General features: G+C 70.9%; 1 protein-coding gene (running past one end of the window). It reads right to left on the reverse strand.

The annotated features are described in order from the left end of the window. On the reverse strand, nucleotides 1-19810 hold the end of the coding sequence (locus ACFP3H_RS24615) for a non-ribosomal peptide synthase/polyketide synthase (protein ID WP_378609486.1). Its footprint extends 24842 nt past the window's final position; the window shows 19810 of its 44652 coding nt (coding positions 24843-44652); the start codon falls outside the window, past its right edge; its stop codon occupies nucleotides 1-3.

Below are 19810 nucleotides of genomic sequence, written 5' to 3' on the forward strand. Positions count from 1 at the left end.
TTATTCGGCGATGATCACGGTGATCTCGGCGTCGGCCGCGTCCGTGGGCTCGCCCGCGACCACGAACCAGTGCGTCACCTCGCCGTCGGCCAGGTCGTCGGCGACCGGCCCGACGGGCAGCACCGACAGCGCGCCCGCGGTGGCCGAGACCAGGAATTCCTGGACGGCGGCGGGGCCGGAGGCGTGGGTGGTGTAGGTGGTGCACTCGTAGTCGATGCCGTGCTGGTCGCGCAGGCGTTCGGCCAGTGCCACCGCGGCGCTCTGGGTGAGCGTCGAGGTGGTGTCGCCGGTGACCAGCACGAAGGCGGGATCGGTGTCCGACAGCGGTCGGACCCGGTCCGCGTAGGACACGGGATGGGCCGGGGCCGAAGCGATCTCGGCTTCCAGATCCGCCAGGATCAACCACTGTCCCGCCACGCCGGCGACCGGTTCGGCACTGATCCCGAATGTGGCTCCGGCGGCGGCGATGTCGACCCCGGAGAGCTCACCGGCGAACAGCACCGCGGCACCGGCCTTCTGCACCGCCCAGGCGGCCAGCACCGAATCCACGCTGCGCGCCAACGAGATCGCGACCACGTCGCCCGGTCCGGCACCGCGCGCGATGAGCACCCGGGCCAGCTGCGAGGACTTGCGATCCAGTGCGCTGTAGGCGATTTCGCTGTCCCCACGCAGCAGCGCGGGCGCCTGCGGATCGGCCTCGACGACCTCGGCGAGCACCTTGGCCACCGTCTGCGCACCCACACCGGAGACGGCCGGGGCCGAAACCGCCGCCGTCACACCGGATTCGGCGAGCAGCTGAGCCCGCTCGCTCGCGTCGAGGATGTCGATGTCGCCGACCAGCCCGGTCGGGTTGTCGAGCAGCTCGTCGAGCACGCGCAGCAGGCGCGCCGACAGGGTGCGGACCTCGTCGGCGGTGTAGGTGCTGGTCAGGTACTTCATGGTGATCTCGATGGTCGACTCGGCCATCACCACCAGCGTGAGCGGGTAGTGGGTGGCGTCGTCGAGGCCGACACCGGTGACCTGCATGCCGTCGATCGAGCTCGCCGCGGTGACCGCGTCCTTGTCCATCGGGTAGGACTCGAACACCAGCAGCGTGTCGAACTGTGAGCCCATGCCGGCCACCCGCTGGATGTCGGACAGGCCGACGAAGTGGTGGCTGAGCAGTTCGGCCTGCTCGGACTGCACCCGCTGGGTCAGCTGTTCCGCGCTCAACCGATCGTCGATCTTGATCCGCACGGGCAGGGTGTTGATGAACAGACCCACCATCGACTCCACGCCGGGCAGTTCGGCCGGACGACCGGACACGGTCGCGCCGAACACCACGTCGTCGCGGCCGGTGAGGCGCCCGACGACGATGCCCCACGCGGTCTGCAGCAGCGTGTTCACGGTGACGCCGAGTTCACCGGCGAACTTGCCGAGCGCCCTGGTGCGGTCGTTGTCGATCTCGACGACGATCTTGTCGAGTTCGTAGCGCTCCTCGGTGCGCGGCGCGGGCGCGAGCTGGGTGGGGCCCTCGACCCCGGCCAGCGCGTCGGACCACACCCGCAGCGACACTTCCCGATCCCAGCCCGAGAGCCAGGACAGGAAGTTGCGGTAGGAGGCCACCCGCGGCAGCGCGGTGAGGTCACCGCGCACCGCGTAGAGGACCAGCAGGTCGCGCATGAGCAGCGGCATGGACCAGCCGTCGACCAGGATGTGGTGGACGGTGATCGCCAGGTGCGCCGTGCCCTCGCCGGTCGTGTAGAGACCGAAGCGGATCAGCGGCGCGGTCGCCATGTCGAACTGGTCGGCCCGGTCGGCGAGCAGCAGCTGCTGCATGCGCGGCATCCGCTCGGCCTCGGGCAGGTCGGTGAGGTCGACCTCGCGCCACGGCACGTCGAGCTCGGACAGCACCACCTGGACCGGCTGACCGGCTGAGTCGGTGACGAACGCGGTCCGCAGGTTCGGGTACCGGTCCAGCACGGCCTGGGCCGCGCCGCGCAGCCGGTCGACGTCGAGGGTGCCGGTCAGGTCGAGCACGGCCTGCACGGTGTAGACGTCGACGGTCGCCGAGCTGAGCATGGCGTGGAACATCAGGCCCGCCTGGAGCGGCGAGAGCGGCCAGACCTCGGCCATGGCCGGGTAGTCGCGTTCCCACAGTTCGATATCGGCCTGTTCGACCCGCACGAGCGGCATGTCCGACGGGGTGAAACCGCCCGCGTCGGCCCGCTGCGCGTGGGTGGCCAGCGCGGTGAGCGCGGCCACGAACAGGTCGGCGAACTCCTGGGCCTGTGCGCCAGTGAGCAGCCCGGTCGGGAACGCGATGCTCGCGCCCAACTGCGGGCCCTGCTCGCCGTCGTTGACAATGGCGTTGATGTCCAGCGTCGCGTTGGCGGGCATGTCCAGGTCCATCTCGGCGTCGAGCTGTCCCAGATCGGCCACCGGCACCCAGCCGAGTTCGGCGAGTTCGGCGGGGATCTCGCCCGCGGTGGCCCGGCCGAGGTAGTTGAAGCTGATCTGGCCGACGCCCGGCAGCTCCGCGCCCTCCTCGGTCAGATACTTGAGCATGCCGTAACCGATGCCCTTGTCGGGCACCGCGAGCATCTGCTCCTTGACCGACTTGATGACCTCGGCGAGCACGGCGCCACCGGCGAAGGCGTCGTCGAGATCGGCCCCGGCCAGATCCAGGCGGACCGGGAAGGCGGTGGTGAACCAGCCGACCGTGCGCGACAGATCCGCACCGGCGACGATCTCTTCCTGACGACCGTGGCCTTCCAGCTTGATCAACGCCGCCGTGCCGGATTCGTCTCCGCGCCACCGGGATACGGCCAGCGCGAGAGCGGTGAGCAGGCCGTCGTTGACCCCGCCGTGGTAGAGGCCGGGGATCGCGGTGAGGACCGCGTCGGTGACCTCGGGCGACAGCGTGACCTGCACGCGGTCGACGGTGGCGAAGGTGTCGACCGCCGGGTCGAACGCCCGCGACCCCAGTTGCGGATCGGCGGTGCCCGAGACCTCGCGCCAGAACGGCAGTTCCGTGCGGCGGTCCTGCGCCTGCTCCACCAGGCTGTGCGCCCAGCGCCGCATGGAGGTGCCGTTGGCGGGCAGCGCGACCTGTTGACCGGCCGCGATCTGGCCCCAGGCCATGCCGAGGTCCGGGATCAGGATGCGCCAGGAGACGCCGTCGATCACGAAGTGGTGGCCGACGATGAGCAGCGCGTCGCGACGGCGCGGGCCCTGCGCGGGCTCGCCGAAGGAGAACCGCACGAACTGCACCATGGCGGCGTTCGCCGGATCGAGGCGACCCATGGCCTCGTCGTATTCGACGCTGGCCAGCTTGGACAGCTGGTCGTCGGCGATGTCGCCGGGGACCTCGACGCGACGCACGAGCGCGGCCACATCGACCTCGCCGGGCGCCAATGCCTCGAAGACCCAACCGCTTTCGGTACGGGCCACCCGCGAGCGCAGTACGTCGTGGTGGTCGAAGACCGCGCCGATGGTGGCGGTGAGCACCTCGTCGGTGAGGTTCTCGGGCAGGCGCAGCACCATCGACTGGGAGAACCGGTCGTAGGTGGATCCGCTCGCCAGGATCTGGCGCATGATCGGCAGCATCGGGATGTCGCCGACCCCGCCGCCCGGCAGTTCCTCGAGCACGATCTGGTCGGCGTCGCCCGCGAGCACGGCGATCTCGGCCAGTCCGGCCACACTGCGCTTCTCGAACACGTCGCGCGGCTTGAACAGCACGCCGCGATCCTTGGCCCGCGAGACGAGCTGGATGGACAGGATCGAGTCACCGCCGAGAGCGAAGAACGAATCGTCCAAGCCGACCGCGTCGACGCCGAGCACCTCGGCGAAGACGGTGGCGATGATCGCCTCGACTTCGCTTGTCGGGGTGCGGAACTCGCGCGGGGCCAGGACCGGTTCGGGCAGGGCGCGACGGTCCAGCTTGCCCGCGGGGGTCAGCGGGATCTCGTCGAGCACGACCACGGCGGCCGGGACCATGTGGCCGGGCAGGTGCCCGGCGGCGAACTCGACCAGCGCGGCCGGGTCCACGGCCCGCCGGGTGGCCGAACCCGCCGCCACGGTGGCGCGGACGTAGGAGACCAGGATGGTCGCGCCCGCCTCGGTGGTGCGACCGATGGTGGCCGCGAACTCCACGTCCTCGTGCGCGGTGAGCACCGCGTCGATCTCGCCCAGTTCGATGCGGAAACCACGCACCTTGACCTGGAAGTCGTTGCGGCCCACGTACTCCACGACCGGCTTGCCGTTGACCGTGCGCCAGGCGACGACGTCGCCGGTGCGGTACAGGCGGTCGCCGGGCTCGCCGTACGGGTTGGCCACGAAGCGCTCGGCGGTGAGGCCGTGCCGCTCGTGGTAGCCACGCGCCAGCGGCACGCCGCCGACGTAGAGCTCACCGGCCACGCCCTCGGGCACCGGACGCAGGCGGTTGTCGAGCACGAACGCGCTCGCGCCCGCGATGGGTCCACCGATGTTCATGGTGTCGCCCGGCAGCAGCGGATCGGACAGGTTCGTCGCGATGGTCGCCTCGGTCGGACCGTAGGCGTTGTAGAACCGGTGGTTCGCCGGGTCGGTGCCCGCACTGTGCCAGTTCGCGACCAGGTCGACGGGGGCCTTGTCGCCACCGACGATCAGCGCTTCCAGGCCGGCCAGTGCCGCGGGTTCCATCGACGCCGCGACGAGCGGGGTGAGGAACACGTGGGTCAGGCGCTGACCCTGCACGATCTCGGCCAGTTCCTCGCCACCGACCACGCCGACGGGCGTGATGACCAGGGTGCCCGCCGAGCCGACGGCCAGCAGGAACTCGAGGATCGAGGCGTCGAACGACGGCGAGGCGAAGGCCAGGGTCCGCGCGTTCTTGTCGAGGCCGAACAGCGCCACCTGGGCGGCGGCGAAGTTGGGCACACCGGCGTGGGTGACGACGACGCCCTTGGGCAGGCCCGTCGAGCCGGAGGTGTAGATCATGTACGCGGTGTTGCCGGGGCGGACAGCGCCACGACGGTCCGCGTCGGTGATCGGTGCGTCCGACTGGGCGACGATCTCGGCCCGAGTGGGCTCGTCGTCGAGCACCAGCCAGTCACCCAGCGCGGGCGCGGGCAGGTGGTCGACCTCGGCCGAGACCGTGATGCCCAGTGCCGCACCGGAATCCGACATCATGTGCGCGATGCGCTCGGCCGGGTACTTCGGATCGACCGGCAGGAACGCGGCACCGGACTTGATCACAGCCCAGATGGCGAGGGTGGTGTCGAGCGAACGCTGCATGGCGATGGCGACGACCGTTTCCGGTGCCGCGCCACGCTCGATCAGGACCCGCGCCAGACGCGAGGATGCGGCGTCGAGTTCGGCGTAGGTGAGTGCCGAGACACCCGAGAGCGCCGCCCCAACGAGAGCCGAGTCGGCCCCGATCTCTCCGCGAGCCACCGAGGCGACCGAATCCGTGGTGGCGGAACCCGTTTCGCCGGTACTCCCGGACGACAGCGCGGCCAAGACGCGAGCGAGGCTGGATTGCGCCGACTCGTCCGGCGCGACGAGGGCCTCGCCGGTCGGGTTGGTCGCCACGGCCTGCGCCAGCAGTTCGGGCAGCGTGCTCGTGGCGGCGGCAGGACCGCCGGTGCGCGTGAGCAATTCGGCGCGCTCGGCACCGTCGAGCAGTTCGAGGTCACCGACCGGGGTGGTGGTGTCGGTGACGACCTCGGCGAGCAGTCGCTGGAAGCGCTGCGCGAAGGTCTGCACCGTGGACTGATCGAACAGCGCACTGGCGTAGGAGAACTCGGCGTAGGCGCCCGCCTCGTCGCCCGGTGCGGCTTCGCGCACGGTGAGCAGCAGGTCGAACTTGGCGGTGTCGACGTCGAAGTCGACGGCCGAGACCGACAGGCCGGGCAGTTCGAAGCTGGCGTCGGGCAGGTTCTCGAACGACAGCGCCACCTGGAACAGCGGGTGGCGCGCGGTGGAGCGCTCGGGGTTGAGCAGTTCCACCAGGCGTTCGAACGGGATGTCGGCGTGGGCGAAGGCGGCCAGGTCGGCTTCCTTGGCCTGGGTCAGCAGCTCACCGAAGGTGAGGTCGCCGCCGACCTGCGTGCGCAGGGCCAGGGTGTTGACGAACATGCCGATCACGTCGTCGAGTTCGGCCTCGCCACGACCCGCGATCGGGGTACCGATGACGATGTCCTCGGTACCCGACATGCGCGCCAGGAACACGGCCAGCGCGGTGTGCACGACCATGAACAGGGTGGCGTTGCGCTCGCGGGCGATGGCCGAGAGTCCGGCGTAGATGTCACCGTCGATCGGGAACAGCACCCGGCCACCGGCGAAGGACTGCGTGCTCGGACGCGGCCGGTCCAGCGGCAGGTTCAGCTCGTCGGGCACACCCGCGAGGGCGCGCTTCCAGTAGTCGGCCTGCTGGGCGACCAGGCTGGTCTCGTCGGTCTCGGACCCGAGCACCTCGCGCTGCCAGATGCTGAAGTCGGCGTACTGCACCGGCATCGGCGCCCAACCCGGCGCCTCACCCGCCGCGCGGGCAGCGTAGGCGATCATCACGTCGCGGGTCAGCGGCCCCATGGACCAACCGTCGGCGCTGATGTGGTGGGCGACGAACACGAGCACGTACTCGTCACTCGCGACCGGGTCACGGTCGGTTCGCGTCGCCACCACATCGGCAGACGTGGCGACGCGCTCAGCAGCACCGGCGACCTCGGCATCCACCACCGCGGCCGACTCGGCCCCGGCGACGACGCGAAGCAGCTTGGCGCGCAACGGAACTTCGTCGAGCACGTCGAAGCCGGTGGTGATCAGTTCGGCGATCTTGTCGCGAACCTGTTCGGGTGCGACATCTTCCGGCGTCAGATCCGGCACATTGCCCTCGACCGGCAGGATCACCTGGTGCGGCGTGCCGTTGGTCGACGGGTACACCGTGCGCAGGGTCTCGTGACGGGCAAGCACATCGGCGACCGCCAGTTGCAGCGCGTCGACATCCAGCGCGCCCGACAGGCGGACCGCGACGGGGATGTTGTTCACCGAGGACGTGGTGTCGAACTGGTTCAGGAACCACATGCGCTGCTGCGCGAGCGAGAGCGGCACCTGCGTCGGACGCGGTCCGGCGACCAGCGCGCGCCGCCCACCGGCGCCGGCGCCCTGTTCCACCTTCACCGCGAGCCCGGCCACCGTCGACGCCTCGAACAGCAGGCGCACGGGCACCCGACTGTCCAGGGCCGCGCCGAGGCGGGCCGCGACCTGGGTGGCCAGCAGCGAGTTGCCGCCGAGGGCGAAGAAGTCGTCGTCGGCACCGACCCGCTCGACCCCGAGCACGTCGGCGAAGACCCCGGCCACGATCTCCTCGATCGGGGTCGAGGGCGCGCGGAAGACCTGCGCCTCGAACTCCGGCTCGGGCAGCGCCTTGCGGTCGAGCTTGCCGTTCACGTTCAGCGGCAGCGCGTCGAGCACCACGAACGCGGCGGGGACCATGTACGACGGCAGTCCGGCGGACAGCGTCGACTTCACCTGTGCGACATCGGCATCCACGCCGACCAGGTAGGCGACCAGGCGGTCACCGGTGCGTGGGTCGGACTTGGCGACCACGGCGGCCTGGGTGATCTCGGGCAGCGCGAGCAGCGCGGCCTCGATCTCGCCGAGTTCGATGCGGAAGCCACGGATCTTGACCTGGAAGTCGGTGCGGCCACGGTAGTCGAGTTCGCCGTTATGCCAGGCCACCAGGTCGCCGGTGCGGTACATGCGCTCGCCGGTGGTCGAGTACGGGTTGGCGACGAAGCGGTCGGCGGTCAGGTCGGGGCGGGCGAAGTAGCCGCGCGCCAACTGCGCACCGGCCAGGTACAGCTCGCCCGACACCCCGTCGGGGACCGGCCGCAGCCGCTCGTCGAGCACGTAGACCTGGCTGTTCCATTCGGGCGAACCGATGGAGACCGAGCCCTGGTCGGCGGCGGTGACGCGGTGCGAGGTGATCGAGACCGCGGCCTCGGTCGGCCCGTACAGGTTGAACAGTTCGGTGCGCTGGAACTCCGCGCGGAACCGCTGGGCCAGCGAGCCCGGCAGCGCCTCACCGATGGCGAGGACCCGCCACAGCGAATCCGGCATGCCGGCGGCCAGCAGCGCGTCGAGCATCGACGGCACCACGTGCAGGGTGGTCACCCATTCGCGCGCCATCAGGTCGTTGAGGTAGGCCGGGTCGCGATGGCCGTCGGCCGAGGCGAGCACCAGGCGACCACCGCACACCGCCGCGGACCAGAACTCCCAGACCGAGAGGTCGAAGGTGGCGGCGGTCTTGAGCAGCACCGCGTCGGCGGCGTCCATGCCGAACTCGATGAGCTTCCACTGCAACTGGTTGGCGATGGCGCCGTGCGGGACGGCGACACCCTTGGGCCGACCGGTCGAGCCGGACGTGAAGATCACGTACGCGGTGTTCGACGGACGCAGCGGTGCCACCCGTTCCGCGTCGGAAATCGGTGCGGCACTGAGGGCTTCGAGGTCGAGTTCGTCGACACGCACAACCGGGGCCGCGTCGGTGGCGAACTCGGCGTTGGTCAGCACGCAGACCGGTGCCGCCGTGGCGAGGATGTAGTCGGTGCGCTCGGCCGCCTGATCGGGGTCGACCGGCACGTACGCGCCGCCGGACTTGGCCACCGCGTACATGGCGACGACCAGGTCCACCGAGCGGCGCATGGCCAGCGCCACCCGCGACTCCGGGCCCACACCCAGCGAGATCAGGTGGCGGGCAAGGCGATTGACCTTCGCGTCGAGTTCGGCGTAGGTCAGCTGGGCGCCGTCGTCGGTGACCAGCGCGGTCGCCTTCGGGTCGGCGGCCACCGACGCGTCGAGCAGCGAGACCAGGGTGGCCTCGGTGTCGACCGGGTAGCCGGTGGCGTTGCGGGTCTCGAGCACGCGGGTGCGTTCGGCCGGGGCGAGCAGTTCGATATCGCCGACGGCGGTGCGCGGGGTCGCGACGATGGCGTCGAGCAGGCGCACGAAACGTCGCACGAACCCTTCGACCGTGGCGTGGTCGAACAGGTCGGTGGCGTAGGTGAACAGGCCCGAGATGCCTTCGGGCGCACCGGTGTCGTCGTAGCGGTCGGTGGCGATCAGGTGCAGGTCGAACTGCGACAGCTCGGTCGCGATGTCGAGGCCCGACACCGTCAGGCCCGGCAGTTCCAGGGTGGCGCGGCTGAGGTTCTGGAACGACAGACCGACCTGGAACAGCGGGTGGCGCGCGGTGGAGCGGACCGGGTTGAGCACCTCGACCAGGCGCTCGAACGGCACGTCGGCGTTGGCGAACGCCGCGATGTCGTCCTCGCGCTGGCGGGCCAGCAGTTCGGTGAAGGCTTCGCCGCCGTCGACCTTGGTGCGGAACACCAGGGTGTTGACGAACATGCCGATCATGTCGTCGAGGACCGCTTCACCGCGTCCGGCCATGGGGGTGCCGATGGCGATGTCGTCGGTGCCCGACAGGCGCGCGAGCAGCACGGCCAGTGCGGTGTGCACGACCATGAACAGCGTGGCGCCCTCGGCGCGGGCCAGTTCGACCAGCGCGCGGTGGGTGGCGGCGTCGATCTGGAGGTCGACCTTGCTGCCCGCGAAGCTCTGTGTCGCGGGGCGCGGCCGGTCGGCGGGCAGGTCGAGCTGATCGGGCAGGTCCGCGAGGGCCTGCTTCCAGTGGGCGACCTGCTTGGACGCCATGGAGTCGGCGTCGTCCTCGCTGCCGAGGAGGTCGCGCTGCCAGATGCTGTAGTCGGCGTACTGCACGGCCAGCGGCGCCCAGCCGGGCTCGGAGCCCATCGAGCGGGCCGCGTAGGCGGTCATCAGGTCGCGGGTCAGCGGGGCGACCGACGAACCGTCACCGGAGATGTGGTGCACGACCAGGGCGAGGACGAAGTCCTGGGTGTCTTCCACCCGGAACAGAGCCACGCGCAGCGGCACTTCGGTGGTGACGTCGAAGATGGTCGACATCAGTTCCGCCACCGCCGATTCCACCTGGTCGGCGGGAACGGTGCGCTCGATGAGTTCCGGCGCGGCCTGCGCGGGCGACAGGATCACCTGTGCCGCACCGGCTTCGGTCTGCGGGTAGATCGTGCGCAGGATCTCGTGGCGGGTCACCAGGTCGGTGACCGCCGCGCGCAGCGCCGCCACGTCGAGATCGCCGCTCAGGCGCACCGCGACCGGCACGTTGTAGGCGGCCGACTGGGTGTCGAAGCGGTTGAGGAACCACATCCGCTGCTGCGCGAGCGAGAGCGGGATGTGCTCCGGGCGCGGACCGGCGGTGAGCGCCTTGCGGTCCCCGGTTTCGGCGTGCTGCTCGACCCGCTGGGCCAGCGCCGCGACCGTGGACGCCTCGAACAGCAGGCGCACGGGGATGCGGGTGTCCAGGGCCGCGCCGAGGCGGGCGGCGACCTGCGTGGCCAGCAGCGAGTTGCCGCCCCACGCGAAGAAGTCGTCGTCCAGACCGAACCGCTTGTCTGTGCCGGATTCGGCCGCTCCCGAGGGCCCTGCGTGGTCACGCTGCGCTACCGCCTCCGGGCCCGCCGGTCGCGGCCGGAGGTCCAGCCGGAGGACCTCGGCGAAGGTGGCGGCCACGAGCTGTTCGCTCGGGCTCACCGGTGCGCGGAACACGGCCTTCTCGACCTCGGGCTCGGGCAGGGCCTTGCGGTCGAGCTTGCCGTTGGCGTTCAGCGGCAGCGCGTCGAGCTGGAGGAACACGGTCGGCACCATGTACGAGGGCAGCTCGGCGGACAGCGCGGCACGCAGGGCCAACTTGTCGACCGTGTCCTCGGCCACGACGTAGGCGACCAGGCGATCACCGACGACGGGGTCGACATGGGCGAGAACTGCGGCGGAGGTGATGCCCGCCTGCCGCAGCAGCGCGGCCTCGATCTCGCCGAGCTCGATGCGGAAGCCGCGAATCTTCACCTGGAAGTCGGTGCGGCCCCGGTAGTCGAGTTCGCCCTCGGCGTTCCAGGCGACGAGGTCACCGGTGCGGTACATGCGCTCGCCGGTGGCCGAGAACGGATCGGCGACGAACCGGTCGGCGGTGAGGTCGGCGCGACCGTAGTAGCCGCGCGCCAGCTGGGCGCCGGCCAGGTACAGCTCGCCCGAGACCCCGACCGGAACCGGCCGCAGCCGCGAATCCAGCACGTAGACACGGCTGTTCCACTCCGGCGAACCGATCGACACCGACACCTGATCGGCGTCGGTCACCGCGTGGCTGGTGATCGAGACCGCGGCCTCGGTCGGGCCGTAGAGGTTGAACAGCGCGGCGATATTGGCCGAGCGGAAACGCTGGGCCGTCGCGGCGGGCAGCGCCTCACCGATGGCGAGCACGCGACGCAACCGGCGCGGCAGGGCCCCACCGGATTCGGTGAGCAGCGCGTCGAGCATCGACGGCACCACGTGCAGGGTGGTGACGCCGGTGGAGCGCATCAGGTCGTTGAGGTAGGCGGGGTCGCGGTGACCGTCGGCGGTGGCGACCACCAGGCGGGCACCGGCGACGGCCGCGGTCCAGAACTCCCAGACCGAGAGGTCGAAGGTGGCGGCGGTCTTGAGCAGCACCGCGTCATCGGCGGCCAGACCGAATTCGGCGGTCTCCCACAGCAACTGGTTCACGATCGCGCCGTGCGGGACCGCGACGCCCTTGGGCTTGCCGGTCGAACCGGACGTGAAGATCACGTACGCGGTGTTCGCGGGGACCAGGGTGCCGCGACGCTCGTCGGCGGTGATCGCGGTGTCGGCGACCGAACTCAGGTCGAGCTCGTCGAGCAGCACCACTTCCGCTGCCGCCGTGCTGAATTCGGCGTTCACCGTGGTCAGCACCACTGCGGGCGCGGCGGTTTCGAGGATGTAGTCGGTGCGCTCGGCGGGCTGATCGGGGTCGATCGGCACGTACGCCGCACCCGTACGTGCCACCGCGTACATCGCGATGATGAGCTCGGCGGAGCGACGGATGGCCAGCGCCACCCGGTCCTCGGTGCCGATCCCCCGCGAGATCAGGTGGCGGGCAAGGCGATTGACCTCGGCGTCGAGTTCGGCGTAGGTGAACTCACGACGGCTGTCCTGGCCGGGCTCGTCCACGACCAGCGCGATCGCGTCGGGGGTGGCCGCCACGGTCGCGTCGAGCAGCGAGACCAGCGTGGCCTCGGTGTCGACGGCGTGCGTGGTGTCGTTCCAGGCGGTGACGATCCGCGCGGACTCCGGCGCGGTGAGCAGGTCGATATCGCCGACCGCGATGCTCGCGTCGGCGGTGACCGCGTCGAGCAGCAGCAGGAAGCGATCGGCGAAGCCCTGGACCGTCGACTCGTCGAACAGGTCGATGGCGTAACCGAATTCGGTGACCAGCTGGGCCGGGGCGCCCTCGTCGGTGTAGCGGTCGTAGAGGGTGACGTGCAGGTCGGTCTTGGCCAGCTGCGAGTCGTAGTCCACGGCGCTGACGGTCAGGCCGGGCAGTTCGAAGGTGGCGTCGGCCATGTTCTGGAACGACAGGCCCACCTGGAACAGCGGGTTGCGCGCGGTGGAGCGGACCGGGTTGAGCACCTCGACCAGGCGCTCGAACGGCACGTCGGCGTTGGCGAAGGCTTCCAGGTCGCGGTTGCGCACGTCGGCGAGCAGGTCGGCGAAGGAGACGCCGGGGTCGACGGCGGTGCGGAACACCAGGGTGTTGACGAACATGCCGATCAGGTCGTCGAGTTCGCGTTCACCACGGCCCGCGATGGGGGTGCCGACGGCGATGTCGTCGGTGCCCGACAGGCGCGCGAGCAGCACCGCCAGCGCGGCGTGCACGACCATGAACAGCGAGGCGTTGTTGGCCCGCGCCAGTTCGTGCAGGGCCGCGTGCCGGGCCGGGTCGATCTCGAAGCGGATGGCCTGGCCCTGGAACGACTGCGCGGGCGGGCGCGGCCGGTCGGCGGGCAGTTCGAGCTGGTCGGGCAGTCCGGCCAGGGCCTCGGTCCAGTAGGCGACCTGCTTGGCGGCCAGCGATTCGGGATCGGACTCGTCGCCGAGGACCTCGCGCTGCCACAGCGCGTAGTCGGCGTACTGCACCGGCAGCGGCGCCCACTGCGGGGCCTCGCCCTGCGAGCGGGCCACGTAGGCGGCCATGATGTCGCGCGCCAGCGGGCCCATCGAGGAGCCGTCGGCGGAGACGTGGTGCACGGTGAAGGCGAGCACGTGGTCGGTGGCGCTGAGTTCGAACAGCGCCACGGCCAGCGGCACCTCGCGGGTCACGTCGAAGGTGGTCATCGCGAATTCGATGACCGCGCCGAGCAATTCGGACTCGTCGACGTCGATGTGGTGCACCTGCGCGCTGACCTGCGAGTTGGGCAGGATCACCTGGCGCGGGCCGTCGGCCGAGGCCGGGTAGGTGGTGCGCAGCATCTCGTGGCGGGCGAACACGTCGCCGATGGCCTGCTCGAGCGCGGTGACGTCGAGGTCGCCGGTGAGGCGGACCGCGAGGGGGATGTTGTCCACCGCGGAGGTGGTGGTGTCGAACTGGTTGAGGAACCAGTAGCGCTGCTGGGCCGGCGAGAGCGGGATAACGGCGGGCCGCTCCCCCGCGGTCAGGCGCGGGCGTGCCCGACCCGAACCGGCGTTGTGCTCGGCGCGGGCGGCCAGGGCCGAGACCGTCGAGGCCTCGAACAGGTCGCGCACCGAGAGCTGGGTGTCCAGGGCCGCGCCGATGCGGGCGGTGACCTGGGTGGCCAGCAGCGAGTTGCCGCCGAGTTCGAAGAAGTCGTCGTCGGCGCCGACCCGGGTGACCCCGAGGACATCGCCGAAGGTGCCCGCCACGATCTCCTCGATCGGGGTGGACGCGGCCCGGAACACCTTGGCCTCGAACACCGGCGCGGGCAGCGCCTTGCGGTCGAGCTTGCCGGAGGCGTTGAGCGGGAAGGCGTCCAGGATCACGAACGCGGTGGGCACCATGTAGGTCGGCAGCGCGCCGCCGAGTTCGGCGCGCACGGCGTCGAGGTCGATGCTCGCGCCGGCCGCCGGGATGAGGTAGCCGACCAGCTGGTCGCCGAGGCGTTCGTCGGAGCGGACCACGACAACTGACTGCGCGATCGACGGCAGCGCGGTGAGCGCGGACTCGATCTCGCCGAGTTCGATGCGCAGACCACGCAGCTTGACCTGGAAGTCGGTGCGGCCCAGGTATTCCAGCTCGCCATCGGCGGTCCAGGCGACGAGGTCGCCGGTGCGGTACATGCGCTCGCCGCCGGCGGGCCCGGAGGCGGTAGCGGAGCGTGACCCCGCCGGGCCCTCGGCTGCTCCGCCATCGGATACAGCCGCGAACGGGTCGGCGACGAAACGGTCGGCGGTGAGGTCGGCACGGTTGACGTAGCCGCGCGCCAGCTGGACACCGGCCAGGTACAGCTCGCCGGGCACGCCGACGGGGACCGGGTGCAGGCGCGAATCCAGCACGTAGACAGCGGTATTGAAGACCGGGGCACCGATCGGCACCGACGTGATGTCGGCATCGACGACCTCGTGGAAGGTCACGTCGACGGCGGCCTCGGTGGGGCCGTACAGGTTATGCAGGGCCGCGCCGGTCAGGGCGCGCATGCGCTGGGCGGTCGGCGCGGGCAGTGCCTCACCGGAGGCGAACACCAGACGCAAGGTCGACGCGGTCGCGGTGTTCGACGCGCCTGCCGCCGTCGCTCCAGCGGCCACGGTATCGGCAACCGTGCCGTCGGCGGCTGCGGTCGCGGTGTCGACCGGAGCGACAGCGACCCGTTCGGCGAGTTCGGCGACGAACACCGACATCATCGACGGCACGAAGTGCGCGGTGGTGACGGCTTCGGTGTCGATGATCTGGGCGAGGTAGGCCGGATCGCGGTGACCATCCGGCTTGGCAACGACCAGGCGAGCGCCGATCTGCAAGGGCCAGAAGAACTCCCACACCGACACGTCGAACGTGGCCGGGGTCTTCTGGAGCACGACGTCGGTCTCGGTGAGGCCGTAGGCGTCCTGCATCCAGACCAGACGGTTGACGATCGCCCCGTGGCTGACCGCCACACCCTTCGGACGACCCGTCGAACCCGACGTGAAGATCACGTACGCCGTGTTCTCCGGCCGCAGCGGGGCGAGCCGCTCGGCATCGGTGACCGGCGCGTCCGAGTACTCGGACAGATCCAGGCTCTCGATGTTCAGCGCGGTGGTCGAACCCGCGTCGAATTCGTCACCGGCGGTAGTCAACACGCACACCGGTGCCGCGGTCTCGAGCACGTAGTGGGTGCGCTCGGCCGGATGATCCGGGTCCAGCGGCACGTACGCGCCACCGGCCACGCTCACCGCGTACATGCCGATCACCAGGTCGAGCGAGCGGCGCATGCCGAGCGCGACCATGGTGTCGGGGCCGACGCCCTGGGCGATGAGGTGGCGAGCCAGGCGGTTGACCCGCTGGTCGAACTCGCCGTAGGACAGACTCGTCCCCTCGAAAGTCAGCGCGGTCGCGTTCGGGCTGGTCGCGGCCTGTGTCCGGTACATCGACACCAGCGTCGCGGCCGGATCGACGGGATGCGCGGTGGCGTTCCAGGCGGTGATCACGCGGCGGTACTCGGCCGGGGCCAGCAGGTCGATCTCGCCGATCGCGCGGGTCGGTTCGGCGACCACGGCGGTCAGCATCCGCACCAGGCGCTGCGCGAGGGCGGCGACGGTGTCGGCGTCGAACATGTCTGTCGCGTAGGCGAATTCGGCGGTCATGCCATCGGCGGAACCGTCGGCGCGGTGGCGATCGGCCAGGTTCAGGTGCAGGTCGAACTTGGCGGTGACGACGTCCAGGGGCACGCCCGCGACCTCGAGGCCGGGCAGTTCGAAGGACGCCTCACCGGTGTTCTGGAACGACAGCATCACCTGGAACAGCGGGTGGCGGGCCTGCGAACGGGCCGGGTTGAGGATCTCGACGAGCCGCTCGAACGGCAGGTCGGCGTGGCCGAAGGCGGCGAGGTCGTTCTCCCTGGTCCGGTCGAGCAGTTCGGTGAACGGCTGGGCCGGGTCGACCGCGCTGCGCAGCACCAGGGTGTTGACGAACATGCCGATGGCGTCGTCGAGCACCGCTTCACCACGACCCGCCACGGCGGTGCCGATGGCGATGTCCTCGCCGCCGGACAGGCGGGCCAGCAGGGCGGCGAACGCGGCGTGCACGACCATGAACAGGCTGGCGCCGTGTTCGCGGGCGAGCGCGTTCAGGCTCGCCGACAGGGCCGGATCGATCGAGAACTCGTGCACGCCACCGCGATTGGAGGCCACGGCGGGGCGCGGGCGGTCGGCGGGCAGGTCGAGCTGATCGGGCAGCCCGGCCAGGTTCTGCGACCAGTAGGCGACCTGCTGGGCGATCATCGACGCCGAATCCGTTTCGGAGCCGAGGGTTTCGCGCTGCCAGAGCGCGAAGTCGGCGTACTGCACGGGCAGCGGCGTCCAGCCCGGCGCCTCGCCGCGCGAGCGGGCGGCGTAGGCGATCATCACGTCGCGGGCCAGCGGGCGCACCGACCAGCCGTCGCCGGAGATGTGGTGCACCACGAAGACCAGCACGTGGGTGTCGGGGCGCGAGCCGTCCATGGAACCGGCGATGCGCAGCAGTTCGGCACGCACCGGAACCTCGGCGGTCACGTCGAAACCGGCCAGCACGAGTTCGCTGATGCGGTCGCGGATCTCGTCCTCGGCGAGGGTGACCGGGTTCAGCGCGATCGGCACCTGCGCCGTGGGCAGTACGACCTGCACGCCGTGGCCGTCGGCGGTCTCCGGGTAGACGGTGCGCAGCACCTCGTGCCGGTCGACCACGTCGGCGACGGCCTGGCGCAGGGCGGCGATGTCGAGGTCGCCGGTGAGGCGGACCGCGAGGGGGATGTTGTTGACGCCGGTCGCGCTGTCGAAGCGGTTGAGGAACCACATGCGCTGCTGGGCGAGCGAGAGCGGGATCTGCTCCGGTCGCGGCCCGGCCACGAGCTCGCGACGGCTGCCGCTGCCCGCGTGCACCTCGACCTTGGCGGCCAGCGCGGCCACCGACGGCGCCTCGAACAGCACGCGCACGGGGACGCGGGTATCGAGCGCGGCACCGAGGCGGGCGACCACCTGGGTGGCGATGAGCGAGTTGCCGCCGAGGTCGAAGAAGTCGTCGTCGAGACCGACCGCCCGGTCCCCGGACAGGCCGAGCACCTCGGCGAAGGTAGCGGCGACGATCTCCTCGATCGGCGTACTCGGCGCCCGGAACTCCCGCGCCTCGAACACCGGCTCGGGCAGCGCCCGACGATCGAGCTTGCCATTGGCGCTCAGCGGCATCTCGTCGATGACGACGAACGCGGCCGGAACCATGTAGCTCGGCAGCTGCGCGGCCAGATGCGCACGCAACACCTCGGTATCGGCGTCGGCCAAGGCGGGCACCACGTACCCGACGAGCTGATCACCGGTGCGCGCGTCCGAGCGCACGACCACCACGGCCTGCGCGACGGACTCGTGCCCGGTCAGCGCGGCCTCGATCTCCCCGAGCTCGATGCGCAGACCGCGCAGCTTGACCTGGAAGTCGGTGCGGCCGAGGTAGGTGATGACACCGTTCTCGTCGCGGCGCACGAGGTCGCCGGTGCGGTACATGCGCTCGCCATCGGTGCCGAACGGGTCGGCGACGAAGCGATCCGACGTGAGATCGGGGCGGCCGAAGTAGCCGCGCGCCAGCTGGGCACCGGCCAGGTACAGCTCACCGGCGACACCGGCGGCGACCGGGTGCAGGCGCGAATCCAGCACGTACGCCTGCGAGTTCCAGACCGGCGAGCCGATCGGGACCGCGCCGTCGACCTGGTCGGCGACCGGGCCGTGCGTCGCGTGGACGGTGAACTCGGTGGGGCCGTACAGGTTGAACAGGTCCGCGTCGCTCACCTTGCGCAGCGCCACCACCGCGTCGGCGGTGAACGCCTCACCGGCGATCAGCAGAGCTCGCAGCGAGGACAGAGCTCCGCCCTCGATGGCTGCCTCGTCGATGCTGCCGGCGAAAACGGTGAGCATCGACGGCACGAACGAGGTCATCGTGACCCGTTGCGCGGCAATGACATCCGCGAGGTACTGCGGATCGCGGTGACCGTCCGGGCTCGCCACGACGATCCGGCCGCCGGTGCTCAGCGGGCCGAACAGCTCCCACACCGACACGTCGAAGGTGGCGGGGGTCTTGAACAGCACCACGTCGTCGGCGCCGATGCCGTATTCGCCGGTGATCCAGCGGATCTGGTTGACCACGGCCGAGTGCGGCACGGCCACACCCTTGGGGCGACCGGTCGAGCCGGAGGTGAAGATGACGTAGGCCGGGTGCTGCGGGCGCAGCGGGGCGATCCGGTCAGCGTCGGTGACCGGGGTCGCCGGGTAGTCGGTGAGGTCGAGCGCGTCGATCACCAGTGTCGTTGCGGCACTCGCGATATCGCCGGTGGAGGAGGCGCTGTCCGCAGTCGCGGCGCCGTCGGTTCCAGCGAGCGCGTGCGCGGACGAACCGGACTCGATCCCGAAACCGTCGCGGGTGGTGGTGAGCACGACCACCGGATCGGCCGTTTCCAGCACGTAGGCGATGCGGTCGGCGGGCTGGTCCAGGTCCAGCGGCACATAGCCACCGCCCGCTTCCTGCACCGCGTAGGCCGCGACGACCAGGTCGATGCTGCGGCGCAGGCCGAGCGCGACGAGGGCTTCCGGGCCGACGCCGGCTTCGATCAGGCGGTGCGCCAAACGGTGCACGCGCGTGGCGAATTCGGCGTAGGTGAGGGTTTCGCCGGTAGCCGGGTCGACCATGGCGACCGCGTCCGGGGTGGCGGCGGCCTGGCGGGCGAACTCGTCCACCAGCGTGCCCGCGCCGGGCAGCTCGCGGGCGGTGTCGTTCCACCCGCGCACCGCCAGGGCGGTTTCGGCGGAGTCGAGCAGCGTGATGTCGCCGACGGCGCGGTTGGGCGCCGCCGCGATCTCGGCGAGCAGGCGGGCGAACCGGGCGCCGAAGCGGTCCATGGTGTCGGCGTCGAAAAGGTCTGTCGCGTAGATCAATTCGGCGACCATGCCGGACGCGTCGCCCGGCTTCTCGGTGAGCACGACCTGGAGGTCGAACTTGGCCACGTCGATCGCCAGGTCCACGCCGCTCACGGTCAGGCCGGGCAGTTCCAGGCTGGTCTGGGCGGTGTTCTGGAAGGCCAGCATGACCTGGAACAGCGGGTGGCGGGCCTGCGAGCGGGCGGGGTTGATGATCTCGACCAGGCGCTCGAAGGGCAGGTCGGCGTGGCCGAAGGCGGCGATGTCGCCGGCGCGGACCTCGCCGAGCAGGTCGGTGAAGCTCGCGTCGCCGTCGACCTCGGTGCGCAGGACGAGGGTGTTGACGAACATGCCGATCAGGTCGTCGAGGGCGCGTTCGCCACGGCCCGCGATGGGGGTGCCGATGGCGATGTCGCGTTCGCCGGACAGGCGCGAGAGCAGCAGGGCCAGGGCCGCGTGGGCGACCATGAACAGGGTGGCGCCGCGGGTGCGGGCCAGTTCGGTCAGGGCCGCGTGGGTGGCGGTGTCGATCTCGAAGGTGTGGGTGGCGCCGCGGCCGCTGGCGACCGCGGGGCGCGGCCGGTCGGCGGGCAGGTCGAGCTGCTCGGGCAGGCCGCGCAGGGTGGTGTCCCAGTATGCGATCTGCTGGGCGATCACCGAGGTGGTGTCGTCCTCGTCGCCGAGGACCGCGCGCTGCCACAGGGCGAAGTCGGCGTACTGGACCTCGAGCGGACGCCAGGCCGGTTCGGCGCCTTCCACGCGGGCGCTGTAGGCGGTCATCACGTCGCGGGTCAGCGGGCCCATGGAGAAGCCGTCGGCCGAGATGTGGTGCACGACC

It is taken from the genome of Nocardia lasii, assembly GCF_042658545.1.
Taxonomy (GTDB): domain Bacteria; phylum Actinomycetota; class Actinomycetes; order Mycobacteriales; family Mycobacteriaceae; genus Nocardia; species Nocardia lasii.